At 69.0% G+C, this 14,947-nt stretch carries 13 protein-coding genes; 3 read left to right on the plus strand and 10 right to left on the minus strand.

Going from position 1 to position 14,947, the window contains the following annotated elements:
- Window positions 1–159: 159 nt before the first annotated feature.
- Genes ACWPN8_RS16055 through ACWPN8_RS16070 form a run of 4 tightly spaced genes read right to left on the minus strand, consistent with a single transcriptional unit; the run spans window position 160 to window position 4,789 of the window.
- Complete coding sequence (locus tag ACWPN8_RS16055) at window positions 160–1,527, minus strand: aspartate aminotransferase family protein (protein ID WP_492241417.1); 1,368 nt, start codon at window positions 1,525–1,527, stop codon at window positions 160–162.
- Window positions 1,528–1,554: 27 nt separating this feature from the next.
- Window positions 1,555–2,814: an NAD(P)/FAD-dependent oxidoreductase gene (locus ACWPN8_RS16060; protein ID WP_492241418.1), complete on the minus strand. Its 1,260-nt coding sequence runs from the start codon at window positions 2,812–2,814 to the stop codon at window positions 1,555–1,557.
- Window positions 2,811–3,641, minus strand: a complete 831-nt coding sequence (phnX, locus tag ACWPN8_RS16065) for a phosphonoacetaldehyde hydrolase (protein ID WP_492241419.1) — start codon at window positions 3,639–3,641, stop codon at window positions 2,811–2,813. Before phnX ends, ACWPN8_RS16060 begins: the two co-directional genes overlap by 4 nt.
- A 29-nt stretch (window positions 3,642–3,670) precedes the next feature.
- Window positions 3,671–4,789 (minus strand): 2-aminoethylphosphonate--pyruvate transaminase, encoded by a 1,119-nt coding sequence (locus ACWPN8_RS16070; protein WP_492241420.1) that lies wholly within the window; start codon window positions 4,787–4,789, stop codon window positions 3,671–3,673.
- Window positions 4,790–4,893: 104 nt separating this feature from the next.
- On the opposite strand from ACWPN8_RS16070, the gene ACWPN8_RS16075 reads away from it, so the two are divergent.
- Complete coding sequence (locus ACWPN8_RS16075; protein WP_492241421.1) at window positions 4,894–5,874, plus strand: LysR substrate-binding domain-containing protein; 981 nt, start codon at window positions 4,894–4,896, stop codon at window positions 5,872–5,874.
- On the opposite strand, the gene ACWPN8_RS16080 is transcribed toward ACWPN8_RS16075, so the two are convergent.
- From ACWPN8_RS16080 to ACWPN8_RS16105, 6 genes are all read right to left on the minus strand, one after another.
- Window positions 5,792–7,516 (minus strand): putative 2-aminoethylphosphonate ABC transporter permease subunit, encoded by a 1,725-nt coding sequence (locus tag ACWPN8_RS16080; RefSeq protein ID WP_492241422.1) that lies wholly within the window; start codon window positions 7,514–7,516, stop codon window positions 5,792–5,794. The genes ACWPN8_RS16075 and ACWPN8_RS16080 overlap by 83 nt on opposite strands.
- On the minus strand, window positions 7,513–8,598 hold the full coding sequence (locus ACWPN8_RS16085) for a putative 2-aminoethylphosphonate ABC transporter ATP-binding protein (RefSeq protein ID WP_492241423.1): 1,086 nt from the start codon (window positions 8,596–8,598) through the stop codon (window positions 7,513–7,515). The genes ACWPN8_RS16080 and ACWPN8_RS16085 overlap by 4 nt, the downstream gene beginning before the upstream one ends.
- Before the next feature lie 82 nt (window positions 8,599–8,680).
- Window positions 8,681–9,718, minus strand: a complete 1,038-nt coding sequence (locus ACWPN8_RS16090; protein ID WP_492241424.1) for a putative 2-aminoethylphosphonate ABC transporter substrate-binding protein — start codon at window positions 9,716–9,718, stop codon at window positions 8,681–8,683.
- A 232-nt stretch (window positions 9,719–9,950) separates the two neighbouring features.
- Window positions 9,951–11,057, minus strand: coding sequence for a M14 family metallopeptidase (locus ACWPN8_RS16095; protein WP_492241425.1), 1,107 nt, complete (start codon window positions 11,055–11,057; stop codon window positions 9,951–9,953).
- Window positions 11,058–11,078: 21 nt separating this feature from the next.
- Window positions 11,079–11,915, minus strand: coding sequence for a GNAT family N-acetyltransferase (locus tag ACWPN8_RS16100; RefSeq protein WP_492241426.1), 837 nt, complete (start codon window positions 11,913–11,915; stop codon window positions 11,079–11,081).
- Between the two features lie 146 nt (window positions 11,916–12,061).
- Complete coding sequence (locus ACWPN8_RS16105; protein WP_492241427.1) at window positions 12,062–12,868, minus strand: DeoR/GlpR family DNA-binding transcription regulator; 807 nt, start codon at window positions 12,866–12,868, stop codon at window positions 12,062–12,064.
- 237 nt (window positions 12,869–13,105) lie between these two features.
- Here ACWPN8_RS16105 and ACWPN8_RS16110 point away from each other — a divergent pair, with 237 nt between their 5' ends.
- Window positions 13,106–13,891 (plus strand): ABC transporter permease, encoded by a 786-nt coding sequence (locus tag ACWPN8_RS16110; RefSeq protein WP_492241428.1) that lies wholly within the window; start codon window positions 13,106–13,108, stop codon window positions 13,889–13,891.
- Window positions 13,888–14,913: an ABC transporter ATP-binding protein gene (locus tag ACWPN8_RS16115; protein ID WP_492241429.1), complete on the plus strand. Its 1,026-nt coding sequence runs from the start codon at window positions 13,888–13,890 to the stop codon at window positions 14,911–14,913. Before ACWPN8_RS16110 ends, ACWPN8_RS16115 begins: the two co-directional genes overlap by 4 nt.
- The last annotated feature ends 34 nt before the right edge of the window (window positions 14,914–14,947 follow it).

The raw sequence follows: 14,947 nt of genomic DNA on the forward strand, positions 1-14,947 counted from the left end.
GCAGTGTGGTGTCCCTCACGGCCGGCCTCATTTGGTTGCCGGACGCCGGGAGCCTGGCGCGGCCAACGCCAGCCAGGGTCCGGTCCATAGCAACCGGTCGAACATCCACCATCGCGATGGGATGGTTGCTTAAGCTCTTGAGAATTCACGAAAGCGTCATCATGCCGTTGTCGCGATCGCCCGTACGACGATTGCCAGAGCCCGATCCAGATCGGTTTTTTCGATGATCAGGGGTGGGGATAGGGTCAGAACCGTTCCCTGCGAGATCTTCAGGCTGACACCGGCGGCGAGTGCCGCGTAGAAGGCAGCCTCCGCCCGATCCGCACCGCTGCGGCCGTCATGGTCGGCCAGTTCCACCCCGATCAGCAGTCCGGCGCCCCTGATGTCGGCGATCCCCGGCAGGGCCGCGGTCAGCTCACGCAGGCGATCCAGCGCATGGGTGCCCAATGCCGCGGCGCGGTCAACCAGCCCTTCATCCCGGATGATGTCCAGGGTGGTCAGGCCGGCGCGGGCGAGCAGCGGGTTCTTTTCGTGGGTGTAATGGCCGAGCGCACGGTCGGCGGCGACGTCCAGTGCCGAGCGGGCGATCACCGCGGCCAGAGGCAGCATGGCGCCGCCAAGCGCCTTCCCCAGCACCAGAATGTCCGGCCGGGCGCCGAACGGCTCATGGCTGAACAGGCTGCCGGTCTTGCCGAGGCCGGTCGGGATTTCGTCGAAGATCAGCAGGGCACCGGCCGCATCGCAGGCCGACCGCACCTCCGCCCAGAAGCCGGGAGGCGGCACATAGGGGACGGCGCGCACCGGCTCGGCCACCACGGCGGCGACGTCGCCCTCCTTTTCCAGCACATAGCGCAGCATGCGCGCGCAGGTCATCCGGCAGGTGGCGAGATCGGGACCGCCGCCGGGGGCGGGGTCGAAGCCGTAGGGACAGCGGGCACAGGCGAACGGCGCCACATGCTCGGTTCCCGCCAGCAGCGGACCGATCCCGTGCGAGCGGAACAGCGCCTCCCCGCCGACACCGGACGCACCGAAGCCGGCGCCGTGGAAGGCATCCCAGAAGGAGACGGTCTTGAAACGGCCGGTGGCGACGCGGGCCAGCTTCAGCGCGATCTCGATCCCTTCCGACCCGCCTGGCGCGAACAGCACGCGGCTGCCGGGACCGGTCGAAGCGATTGCGGCCAGCCGCTCCGCCAACTCCGCCGCCGGTTCGCAGGCGAAGCGGCGCGGGGCGAAGGACAGCTCGTCCATCTGCGCCTTCAGCGCCGCCACCAGCCTTGGGTGGGCGTAGCCGATGTGATGGACGCTGTTGCCGTGGAAATCCATGAAGCGACGGCCATCCATGTCCTCGATCCAGATGCCCTCGGCCCGGCGGATCGCCGACAGGCAGGGGGTGGACAGGGACTGTCTCAGAAAGGCGTCGGCATCGCGGTCCACCAGCGCCCGGGATTTGGGGCCGAGCGCGTCGGCCATCCAGCGTGCCCGTCGCGGCCCTAGATTGACGTCGCCTTCGGAACGGTCGGGCTGCATCCTGTCATCTTTCGGTTGGTTGGCCCGTCAGCCGGCGGTCTTGCCGGACCGTGCGGCGGCGCAGGCGTCGCGCAGCGCCTGGGAGAAGGGATCGACCGGGCCGAGCCGGCCGGGTGCAAAGGGAGCGAGGTCCACCGCTCCCGGCCGGCCAAGCACGGCTGCCGTCACCGCCCGGCCGATGCCTCCCGACGCTGCGATGCCGGCGCCGCAGCAGCCGGTCGCCATGAATAGCCCCTCCACCTCCTTGACCGGCCCCAGAACGAAGCGGCCATCGGCGGTGTAGGTGGACAGGCCGGAAACGTAATGGGCGATCCCGGCTTGGAGCAGCGGCGGACAGAGCCGCGCCAACGCCTGCCAGCCCTCCTCCAGCGTCTCCAGGCCACCATCGGAGTCGGCAAGGTCCAGCCCGGTCGTGTCGACAGGAAGCAGCGCCGGATCGAGCGCCAGCGACCGGCGCCCGCGCAGCCCGAACAGCAGCGCGCCCAGTTCCGGCCGGGCATAGGCGCCGGCATCGGGCATGACCAGCACCGGCAGGTCGCGGGGGAACAGGTCGGGGCGTGGTTCGGTGATCCAATACTGGCTGCGCACCGGCGCCTGCGGCAGCCCGACCCCGGCGGACCGGGCCAGTCCTGCCGCCCAGGCACCGGCGGCATTCACCACGACCGGTGCGGCGATGAAGCCCTGGTCGGTCTCCAGCCCGGCAATGCGGCCAAGATGCAGCCGGAGCGCCTGCACGGACAGGCCGGTCCTGATCCGGACTCCGGCGCGGCGGGCGGAACGGCGGTAGGCGTCGGCCAGCCGGACGGGGTCGATGAAGCCGTCCCGCGGCATGAAGGCGGCGCGCCCGACGGCTTCGGCCGACAGACAGGGGGCGAGGCGCGCAGCACCCTCCCCGTCCAGCCATCCGACCGGATCGCCGCTGCCGGCGACCAGGGCACGCAGAGCCTCGACACGCGCCGGACTTGCGGCGACATGCAGGGTGCCGACCCGCCGCAGGCCGAGATCCTCCTCCAACTCCCGTTCCAGGCTCGCGATGGCGACATAGGTCTCCCGCACCAGCGCCGCCGTCGCCGCGTCGCTCCGCGCGCGGGTCAACAGGGCGGCGGCCCGCGCCGTGGCCTGGGTCGAGGGCGGATGACGGTCGACAACCAGAACCGACCGTCCGCCGCCGGGTCCCAACGCCTGCCCCAACGCCCAGGCGACGGCCAATCCCAGGATGCCGGCGCCGATCACGACGATGTCGGTGCCGTCGATGGCAGCGGCAGGGCTGGCGGACACTGTCGTCACGGCTTCTCGCCGCGCGCCAGCCGCGCCTCGATGGCATCGAGCAGCGGCAGTGCCTCGGCCAGCGACCGCGCCACGTAATGGGCACCGGCACGGGCCAGCCGGTCGGATGCCGTGGCATGCAGCGCGTCGCGCCGCTCGGGCGCCAGCGCCTGCCAGTCGGCAAGCGGCAGCCCGACCTCGTTGCCGGTGTCGGCGACCGCGATGGTCCACATCCCCGCGTTCAACCCCTCCTCGACATCGACGACGGTGTCGCCGATCTTGACGCAGGACTCCACCGGAGAGATGGAGAGCTCGACGACGCAACGCAGAGCCATCGCCGGACCGGGCCGCCCGACCGGTGTCTCGCCAGCGCAGACCGTGATGTCGGGCGTGTAGCCCTGCGCCGCCGCCACCCGCTGCACCACATCCATCACCGGACGCGGATAACCGGTGGTCGATCCGATCTTCAGCCCGCGCGCCCGCATGGCGGCGACCGTCTCCGCGGCACCGGGGATCAGGTCGGAATGCTGCGCCACCACCTCGACCTGAAGCGGCAGGAAGGTCTCATAGAGGCGGTCGACATCGGCGTCGGTCGGGGCGGCGCCATGGACGGCGGTCCAGGACTCGGCCACCGGCCCCATCCGGGTGATCGCCTGGATGTGGTGCCATTTGGCCATGCCCATCGGACCGCGCGCCTGATCCAGCGTGATCGAGACGCCGGAGCGGCGGAAGGCTTCCATGAAGGCGCCCGCCGGGGCAAGGCAGCCATGATCGACCGTGGTCCCGGCCCAGTCGAGGATGACGGCCTGGAGCGGGCCGGTGTAGCGGCGCGAATAGACGAAGCTCATCGGATCGGGCTTTCGAGCAGGGGAAACGGTCAGGGCACGCCGGAGGCGACGCCCATCTCGGACAGGGTGGTGCCGATGGCGGCGAGGGCGGCGGTCATCTCCTCCGCTCCCAGCCGGCCGATGCAGCCGATGCGGAAGCTGTCGGCCACCGTCAGCTTGCCGGGATAGATGACGAAGCCGCGCTCGCGCAGCCGGTCGTAGAAGTCGGCGAAGACGAAGGCCGGGTCGGCCGGCATGCGGAAGGTGACGATGATCGGCGCCTGGAGATGGTCGGGCAGCAGCGTCTCGAACCCCAGCGCCCGCATGCCGTCGATCAGAATGGCGGCGTTGGCGCGATAGCGGGCGCCGCGTCCCTCGGTGCCGCCTTCGGCCGCATGCTCGTCGAGTGCCTGGGCGAAGGCGGCAACCACATGGGTCGGCGGGGTGAAGCGCCACTGCGCGTTCCCCTCGAAGCCGCGCCACTGGTCATGCAGGTCGAGCGACAGGGAATGCGCGTTGCCCCTGGCGGCCTCCAGCGCATCGCGGCGGGCGATGACGAAGCCCATGCCAGGCACCCCCTCCAGGCACTTGTTGGAGGATGCCGCGACCGCGACGGCACCGAGCGCCGCCATGTCGAGCGCCAGCGCCCCAAAGGCGCTCATGGCGTCGATCAGCAGGGCACGGCCGCGCGACCGGGTGACTTCGGCCACCGCGTCGATCGGGTTGAGGATGCCGGAGGTGGTTTCGCAGTGGACGACGGCGACATGGGTGATCGCCGGATCGGCGTCCAGCGCCTCGGCCAGCGCGGTCGGCGACACCGGCAGATCCTCCGCCGTTTCCAGCGCGGTGACCGACCGGCCGGCCACCTCGGCGATGCGGACCATGCGGGTGCCGTAGGCGCCGTTGACCAGCACCAGCAGCCGGCCGGCGCGCGGCACCAGCGTGCCGATCATCGCCTCCACCGCGAAGGTGCCGGAACCCTGGACAGGCACCGCGACATGGCTGTCGGCATTGCCGCCGGCCAGCCGCACCAGCCGGTCGCGGATGCCGGCATTGAGATTGATGAAGCGGCCGTCCCGCGATCCCCAGTCACGCAGCATCGCCTGCTTGACGGTGGCGGAGGTGGTCAGCGGGCCCGGGGTCAAAAGATAGGGCACAGTGTCAGGCATCAGGGGAAATCCCGCAGGAGAAGGGGAACTGCGACTGTCGGAATGGCCCCATGACGCCGGTTCTCCTATCATAAAGCCAATCCATTCGACCTATGGGTCCATAGATGAAATCAATGAACTTCGCCCAGCTCCGAGCCTTCCATGCGGTGGCGACGGAGGGTGGATTCACCAAGGCGGCGCGGCTGCTGAACGTGACGCAGCCGACCTGCTCGCAGGAGGTGAAGGCGCTGGAGGAGACCTTTGGCGTCACCCTGTTCGACCGCGGCAACCGTCAGGTGGCGCTGACCGAGACCGGTACTGCGCTGTTCGCCGTCACCCGCCGCCTGTTCGCGGCGGAGCAGGAGGCGATGGAACTGCTGGCCGGGGTGCGGCATCTGGATGGCGGCACGCTGGCGGTGGGGGCGGACGGGCCGTTCCACGCGGTGCCGCTGATCGCCCGCTTCACCCGCACCCATCCGGGGCCGACGGTGACGCTGGCGGTCGGCAATTCGCGGACCATGCTGGAAGGGCTGATGGAGACGCGCATCGACGTGGCGGTGCTGGCCGACGTGCCGGGGGATTCACGGATTTTTGTGCTGCCGCTGCGGCGCGATCCGGTGCGGGCGTTGCTGCCGAAGACGCATCCGCTGGCACGGCGCCGGGCAATGGCGCTGAGCGATCTGGCGACGGAACGGCTGGTGCTGCGCGAGCCGGGATCGATGACCCGCCGGCTGGTCGAACGGGCGCTGGCGGCGGCGGAGGTCACGCCCGCAGCATTCATCGAGATTCAAAGCCGCGAGGCGGTGGTGGAGGCGGTGGCGGCGGGGCTGGGCATCGGCTTCACCTCGGCGGCGGAATTCACCGGCGACGGTCGGCTGGTCCTGCTGCCGATCGCCGGGGCCGAGATCGAGATGGATGAGTATGTCGTCTGCCTGCGCGAACGGCGCCGTCTGGCGGTGGTGCGCGCCTTCCTGGATCTGGCGCGGGAGGTGGCGGCCGAGGCAGGCGGGCCCCTATCCGGCCTCAGCGCCGCCGCCACGCCTGGGTCCGCGCCTGCAACGCCCGCGACAGCAGGGCATGCAGCACCCGCACCGCGGCGGAGGTGAGGACGATCATCATCGCCATGGCAGCGGCGCCGGCCACCTCGCCGGCATCGTCCATGTTCAGCACGGCGACCGAGGCCGGCTTGGTCTCCGGCGCGTAGAGGAAGACCACCGCAGACACCGTGGTCATCGCGTTGACGAAGAAATAGATGGCGATGTCGAGGATGGCCGGCAGGCAGAGCGGCACCGTCACCCGCAGAAAGGTCGACCACACCGGCACCTTCAGGCTGGCCGACACCGCCTCGAACTCGGCATCCAGCTGCTTCAGGGCGGTGACAGCGGTCAAATGGCTGACGGTGTAGAAATGCGCCACCGTGGCCAGAACCAGGATCGCCATGCCGTGATAGAGCCAGCCCAGCGGGTTCCACGGCGCGTTGAAGAAGAAGATGTAGGCGAGGCCCAGCACCATCCCCGGCACCGCCAGCGGCAGGATCGCCAGCAGCCGCACAATCCCTTTCATCGCCGCGCGCCCCGGCGCCCGTTCCACCAGCCAAGCGCCGGTGAAGACGATGACGGTGCCGGCCAGCGCCGTCCAGAAGGCCAGGGTCAGGCTGTTGGCGTAGCTGCTCCAGCCCGCGGAGTCGAACTCGGCGAAATCGTAGTTCGCCAGCGTCGGCGTCAGGTTGTAGGGCCAGAAGGTGACGATGGAGGCGAAGCCCGCCACCCCCAGCAGACCCAGCAGAAGGCCGCCGACCAGCGTGCAGAACAGCAGGGCCAGCCGGTCGCCGACCGGGCTCACGCGCGGCTGGAACGGGACAGAGCGGGCGGACAGCTGCGCCATCTGCCGGCGCTGGCCGATCCAGTCGGCGACGAAGGCCAGCACCGCCGGCAGCAGCAGGACGATGCCGACCACCGCCCCCATGCCGAAATTCTGCAGGCCCACCACCTGCTTGTACACGTCGGTCGCCAGCATGTTGGTGGAGCCGCCGATCACCTTGGGCACGCCGAAATCGGTGACAACCAGCGTGAACACCACGAAGATGGCGGAGATCAGCCCATAGCGCACGCCGGGCAGGGTGATGGTGACGAAGCGCTTCCAGACACCGGCCCCCAGCGCCTCCGCCGCCTCGTACAGCCGGGCGTCGGAGGTCGACAGCGCCACGGTGAGGATCATCACCGCATGCGGGAAGGCATAGAAGACCTCGCCCATCACGATGCCGATGGGGCCATAGATGCTCTCCCCCATCAGCAGGCCGCGCAGGATGCCCTTGTTGCCGAACAGATAGACCAGCGCGATGGCCGGCAGCAGCGATGGCGCCAGCAGCGGGATCTGCGCCAGCAGCCGGAACAGCCCCTTGCCGGCCATGTGGGTGCGGGTCAGGCAGAAGGCGTAGAGGAAGGCCAGCGCCACCGTGATGACCGTGGTCAGCAGCGACAACGTCAGGCTGTTGACCACCGAGCGCACCAGCGTCGGCGCCTCCAGAAAGGCGGCGAAATTGGCGAGTCCGACAAAGGCCCCGTCGCGGTCATAGACGCTGCGCAGGAACAGCGCGCAGAGCGGCAGCAGGGCGAACAGCGCCAGGAACAGCGCAACCCCGCCCATCCCCAGCCCGAACAGCCAGCGCTCGCCCGGATCGACCGGCCGGCCGGAGTGGCGAACGGTGAAGAAGGACGGCTTCGCCGCGGTCACCTTCAGCATGCTCATCGCGCAGCCTCGAACACGCGCAACCGCTCGCGCGGCAGGGTCACCGCCAGCCGACAGCCGGACTCCAGCGACAGGTCGCGCACCAGATTGGCCGACAGGTCGGCGGTGACGCGGGCGTCCCCCAGCCCGTCGGCAGCCAGCCGGGCGCGGTGGAAGGGACCAAGGAACTCCAGGTTTTCGATCACCGCTTCCAAGGTGTTGGCGCCGCCGGCCGCGCGCACCTGCACGTCCTCCGGCCGCAGGCAGACGGTGACGGCGGCACCGGGGGCCGCGTCGGACAGATGGTCGCCGCCGCACTCGAAACGATGATCGCCCAGCCGCACCTGCCCCGGCGCCTCCAGCACGCCCGGCAGGAAATTCATCGCCCCGACGAAATCGGCGACGAAGGGGCTGGCCGGCCGGCGATAGACCTCGTCGGGGGTGCCGACCTGTTCGATGACGCCGTCGTTCATCACGACGATGCGGTCGGCCATGGTCAGCGCCTCTTCCTGATCATGGGTAACCATGATGGTGGTGATGCCCAGCCGGCGGTGCAGCTCGCGGATCTGGCGGCGCAGATGCAGCCGCACCCGGGCATCCAGCGCCGACAGCGGCTCGTCCAGCAGAAGCAGGCCGGGAGACGGCGCCAGCGCCCGGGCCAGCGCCACCCGCTGCTGCTGTCCGCCGGAAAGCTGCGCCGGGTATTTCGGGCCTGCATCGGGAAGCCCGACCAGCGCCAGCAGTTCCTCCACCCGCGCCCGCTCGGCCGCCCGCTCCAGCTTCAGGCCATAGGCGACGTTCTTTTGCACGGTCAGGTTCGGAAACAGCGCATAGGATTGGAAGACGATGCCGTAATCCCGCGCCGACGGCGGCAGGCGCGACACATCGCGGTTTCCCAGCCACACCATGCCGCCGCTCTGCGGGTCGAGCCCGGCGATCACCCGCAACAGCGTGGTCTTGCCGCAACCGGACGGCCCGAGGAAGCAGATGAACTCGCCGCGCCGGATGTCGAGCGACACGCCCTTCAGCGCTGTGAAGCTGCCGAATGTCTTGACGATTGAGTCCAGGCGGAGATGGGGCGTGGCGGCTGTCTCTGCGTTCATCGGCGGCGTGTCCTGGCAGGAAACGGAAAGGACGGGCGGGCGCGTCCATGCGCCCGCCCCTGCGGTCGGTCTGCGGTCGGCCTCAGCTCTTCGGTTCGGACTTGGCGCCGTAGCGCTTTTCCCAATCTGCCAGGATGCGGTCGCGGTTGGCCGCGGCCCAGACGAAGTCGTTGGCCTTGTTCATCGCCGCTTCCGCGTTCTTCGGATAGTTCGGCGTCTCCTTGGTCACGCCGGGATGGGCGGTGACCTGATAGAAGTTCACATACTGCTCGTTGGCCTTGCGGCTGGCCGCCCAGTCGGCGAGCGCCTTCGCGGCTTCGGCCTTTTGGGTGCCCTTGACGATGGCCGTCGCCTCCATCTCCCAGCCCACCCCTTCGGAGGCCAGGATGACGTCGATGGGCGCACCCTTGGTCTTCTGCTGGGCACCGGTGTATTCGATGGAGATGCCGATGGGATATTCGCCGGCCGCCGCCATCTTGCAGGGCTTGGATCCCGAATGGGTGTAGAGCGCGACATTGTCGTTCAGCCTGTCCATGTAGGACCAGCCCTTGTCCGCCCCCATGGTCTGCAGCCAGCCGGACACGGCGAGGAAGCCGGTGCCCGAGGAGGCCGGGTTCGGCATGACGATCTGGCCCTTGTATTCCGGCTTCAGCAGGTCGGCCCAGGAGGTCGGCTTCGGCAGCTTCTTCTTCTCGGCCTCAACCGTGTTGAAGCAGATCGCCGCCATCCAGGCGTCCATGCCGACCCAGGCCGGCGGGGTCTTGGCGTCGCGGAAGCTGGCCTTGAGCTCCTCGGCACCCTTCGGCTGATAGGGCATCAGCATGCCCTGGGCGTCCAGGATCATCAGGCTGGAGGCGGCGAGCCCCCACACCACGTCGGCCTTGGGGTTGTCCTTTTCGGCCAGCAGCTTGGCGGTGACGACGCCGGTGGAATCGCGCACCCAGTCGATCTCGATGCCGGGATTGTCGGCCTCGAACGCCTTCTTGTAGGGGGTGAGCTGTTCGTTCTCCAGCGCGGTGTAGACGGTCAGGCGGGTGGCTGCCCCGGCCGCCGTAGTGGACGCGACAATGGTCAGCAGCGCAAGCGCACAAGTCCCAGGCAGAGTGGTGCGGCGGATCATCAGGAAGCTCCCGTGGTCGGATCGGCGGTGTCTGGAGGCGTCCCGGAACGGCCGTGTTCGCCGTCCCGATACAGGAATCCTCTCTACGCCCAAGCGCCCGATCACTCCCGTTAAGCTTTGGTGACGCCGGGCTGGTAAGAAAACCTCCCCCATGCCGGCGGCCGCGTCGCGTCGACGGCCGGATCGGTCAATCGTTTCGGCGGAACGTGTCAGCCGCGACACCGGCGCCGATTTAATCGGATTGATTGAGGCCCGCCAGAGCGCGCCGGATGACCGACCGCGACTGACCGAGGACCATGCCTTTCCAGACCGCGGACTGGTCGTAGAAGGCGGCCAGCATTTTGGTGCGGATGCGCCGTCCCTGTGTCGAGACGGGCTCTCCATACCGGTGCAGCCAGGCATCCGCACGCAAGGCGTCGAACGTGTCTTCAAGAGCACAGACGCCGAACTCCAGCGCGATCGCCGTCACCTCCGCATGGGGCAGCAAGCGAAGGATGCCGATCAAGCCATCGCCCGACAGGTCGGCCGAGACGGAGCTGCCGTCTACGCTGGATGTGACGCCTGCGCCGAACCAGCGGGCTGCCCGTGTGAAGACTGCGGTGTCGCGGCGTTCGCTCACGATCTCCTCGGCGACACCCCACGCCCCCAGTCCCGTGTGGTAGTCGATGACCGCCACCCGGCCGGCGGCGGACAGGCGGCCGGTGAGAATGTCGGACAGCGTGCGTCGTGCGCGGGTTGGCTCCCGACCACCATAGAACAATCCCCGAGGATCGGTGTATTGCCCGCCGGAAACGACGGCCTGGAACCTGGGGAACCCATGTGCGCCGATGTACGCGCCGAAGATTTCGGCGCTGGCCGCCCGCGATTTCGGCGTCCACGTCCTGGGCACCAGGGCTTCGCGCAGCATCTCGTAGTCCGGGTTCCCCGGAAGACGAGTCTCGAAATCCACCCAGTTGCGGTTGAGGTCGACGTTCTCTTCGGTCACGCGGCGGGTCCAGGCGAAACCATGGGGGTTGGCTGCATGAATGAGCAGCGCGGCCGTGCCCTCCGGCATCCTCGCCGCTTCGCCGCTCCGCATCCAGTCGACCTGGGCACCGGAGCCGCAATACCCCTCCACGCCGTGGACGCCGGAGATCAGGGTCAGCACACGCTCTGCCTTACGCGGTCCGATCCAGGCGACGTCGGTCGACAGAGACTCGCCATCCGGTCCGAGCATCGGACTGGCCAAGCACTCGACGTCGGCCTCAACCGCGTCCGCCGCCGCCCGGAACTTGGCCCGCGCTTCCGAATAGCTGATGCTGAAACTCTGGGTCCCGTCGGTGTTTCGCTTCCCGCGCATTGGCCCACCTGGACAAGAGCTTCAGTGGGCGCGGTTCAGAAAATGCTTGGCGTACTTGCCCGACAGGTCATCCATTGGGACGATGAGGCAAACATCGGTCGTGTTGAACTCTCGGTCGATGACGGCGCCGTCGCCAATGCAGCCACCGACCCGCAAGTATCCTTTGAGCAGGGGAGGAAGCCCGGCCACGGCCGCACGGGCGCCCAGTTGCTTCACCACCGCATCGCCCGACGCTGCCGGCATCGGCAGGCTGTCCAGCGCAACGCGGCGGTCCGGCAAGGCCCGTGTCCGGAGAGCCGGCGGCGCGAGATGATGGCGGTGCAGATAGGCGAGCATGGGGGCAAGCGCGTCGATGTCCGTGCCGGGCAGGCTGGCGCAGCCGAACATCAACGAGATGTCATGTTGCAGGATGTAGGCGGCGATGCCCTGCCACAGCAGCTGCATGGTCGCCCCGTTGCGGTAAGCCGGGTCGACGCAGGACCGCCCAAGTTCCAGCAGTTCGCCGGGATGATCGAACAGGGGAGCGATGTCAAATTCGGTGGCCGAATAGAAGCCGCCGCACCGTTCCGCCACCGACCGCCGCAGAAGGCGGTAAGTGCCGACGATCGCGCCCCCCATCTTATGGTCCAGCGCATGGTCGAGGATGACGAGATGGTCGCAGACGGCATCGAAGGCGTCCACATCACGGCCAGGAACCACGCTCGCGAGCGTGGCTCCGAGTTCATCGTGGAACACGCGGTAGCGCAAGGCCTGTGCGGCGTCAATTTCCCGGGCGCTCGTGGCCAGCCGCACCTCGAAGCGTGCCACGGCCGGGGACGCAATGGGGGCTGACACGACGTTCAAAGTCAACGAGGCCAAGTGCCATCCTCCCGTTCATTCCCCCATAGTTCTGCCCGAGATGCGCGACTCTATGATGAAGCGGTGGCGACGGTCATGTTACATGACAACCGCGAAGGCACCGTCGCCAGCGAACCGGATGGCCGCCCGACTGGCGGCCGCTACTGCTACCGCTCGTCGCCGTCGGCGATCTGCACGGCCAGACGAGCCATCTCGAACGCGCGGCCCAGCGCGGCGGGCGGCGGCGAATCCGTGACCAGAAGCCCGAAATCGCTGGCCGGGGCGATGCGGACAATGGCGGAACGCAAGAATTTGCCGGCGTCCGCGACCGCCACCGACCGGCGGGCGGCGGCCATGGCGACCCGCTTGATGCCGATTTTCTGCATGTCGAAATCCATCGGCGCGCCGTCCTCATCGAAACCGGAAATGCCGATCACCGCCAGATCCAGCCGGCAGCGCTCCAACGTCGCGATCACCGCGTCACCGACCAGCGAGCCATCGGCGCCATGCACGACGCCGCCGGTGACGAACACGTCGATGCCGGGCCGTCCGGCCAACAGGCTTCCCGCCGACAGGCTGTTGGTGAAGACATGTAGCCGCCGCTTGCCGCGCAAGGCCCGCGCCACCGCCTCCACCGTCGTGCCGACATCGAGGAAGACCGACGCCCCCTCCGGCACCAGCGCCGCGACGGCGGCGGCGATCCGTTCCTTGCCCTGCGGCGCGATGGCCTGCTTTTCGACATAGCCGAGCCGGACCGACTGGTCGCGCACCCCGGCGCCGCCATGGAAGCGCTGGAGCAGACCGACGCCGTCGAGCCGGATGATGTCCCGCCGGATGGTCTGGTCGGACACAGCGAAATGCTCGGCCAACGCCTCGATCGTCACGAAGCCCCGGTCGCGGATCAGCGCCAGGATTTCCCGCTGGCGCAGCGGAAGACTCTGTTCCGGGTCATCCCCCTGCCCGTGCGCCGTCATGCCGCTCAAACCCCACGTCGAATGGTTGTGGAAGAAAACGATCAGTTTCTTACAGCAAGCCCCCGCCGCTGACAAGCGGCAGCCATCGCCCGCCACGGTTGCCCACACCCGTGACAGCGCCGGCTTCCCGTCGAAATGTCCAGGAATTGCAGCCGGACGGTCACAAAAGGATCATCGAGCCGTGCTATGTAAGAAAACGATCAGAACGTGATCGAAATCTTACAGACCCGGCACCTCATGCCCATCGTCACCGCCCTCTACCTGCTGTATCTGGCCGCCCCCATCGCCCTGCTCGCCATCGGGTCGGTGGGGCAGTCCTGGACCAACAGCCTGTTGCCCAGCGGCCTGACCGCCGGATGGTACGGGCAGCTCTGGTCCGACGCCAGCTTCCGCCGGGCCTTCACCGTCAGCCTGACCGTCTGCGCCGCGACCTGCGCCGTCACGGCGCTCATCGGCGTTCCGCTCGCCTACGCGATCTATGGCGCCTCCCGCCGTGGCTTGCGCGCCGCCGCCCGCGTGCTGTTCCTGCTGCCGGTTGCGGCGCCGCCGCTGGTGCTGGGGTTCGGCTTCATCCTGGTCTTCTCGTCGGACAGCCTGCCCTTCCTCGGCAGCGGTTGGCTGCTGGTCGCCGGCCATGTGGTCTCGACCCTGCCCTACCTGATGCAGACCCTGGTGGCCGACATGCGCCATCTCGATCTCGTCACGCTGGAAACGGCGGCGGAATCGCTGGGTGCCGGCTTCCGCCAGCGGTTGGTCGGCATCGTGATCCCAAGCCTGCGCCAGAGCCTGTCCTCCGGCCTGATCATGGTGGCCGCCCTGTCGATCGGCGAATTCCAGCTGTCCAACCTGATCGCCGGCTTCCTCTCCCGCCCCTATCCGGTGGTTCTGCTCCAGGCCTTCTACGGCGCCACCGGCTTCGCCTGCGCCGGCACCATGCTGTTGCTGCTGCTGGCCGTTCTGTCCGCCCTCGCCTCGGCTTCGGCCGGGCGCGGGCTTCCCTCCAGCAAAGGGACGCCGTCATGAGCGTCGTCGTCGATTCCCTCGCCTTCCGCTATCCCGCCGCCGGGGCGGGCCTCGACGGCGTCAGCCTCGATGTGGCGCCGGGCGAGTTCTGCGCCGTCATCGGCCCGTCGGGCTGCGGCAAATCCACCCTGCTGAAGCTGATCGCCGGCTTTCTCAGCCCGGCGGCCGGGCAGATTAGGATCGCCGGGACCGACATGACCGGCGTGCCGACCCGGCTGCGCAACCTCGGCATCGTCTTCCAGAATTACGCCCTGTTCCCCCACATGACGGCGCTGGAGAATGTCGCCTACCCGCTGAAGCTGCGCGGCGTCGGCCGGGCGGAGCGGCTGCGCCGGGCCGGTCAGGCGCTGGAGCGCACCCGCCTGTCGGGGCTGGCCGACCGCCACCCCCGCCAGCTCTCCGGCGGCCAGCAACAGCGGGTGGCGCTGGCCCGCGCCCTGGTCTTCGCCCCCGGCGCCCTGCTGCTGGACGAGCCGCTGTCGGCGCTGGACGCCGCCCATCGCGCGGCGATGCGGGACGAGATCCGCGCGGTGCAGCGCGAACATGGCATCGCCACCCTGCATGTCACCCACGACCAGGAGGAGGCGCTGTCCATCGCCGACAAGGTCGCGGTGATGCGCGACGGCGCCCTGCTCCAGCTCGCCAGCCCGCAGGAGCTGTACGACCGTCCGGCCGACCGCTTCGTCGCCGGCTTCGTCGGCCACGCCAACCTGTTCGACGGCACGGTGCGCGGGCCGGATCTGGTGGAGACCGCCATCGGTCCGCTGGCCTGCGCCACCGGCGGCCAGCCGGCCGGAACCAGCGTCACCTTGCTGGCGCGTCCGGAGGCGGTCCGCACCGATCCACCCGACGACGCCGTCAACCGCTTCGCCGGGACGCTGGTGCGCGACCGCTTCCTCGGCTCTCTGCGCCGCTACGACCTTGCGGTGCCGGGCGGCACGATCCTGGGCGAGACCCTGTCCCGCGCCGACATCCGCTCGGTTCAGATCCCGCCGGAGTGCCTGCGCATCCTTCCCGCCTGACCCGCAGTTCCCCCTTCCCCGCCGGCCCCGTCCG

It is taken from the genome of Azospirillum sp. UENF 112521 (assembly GCF_058780665.1).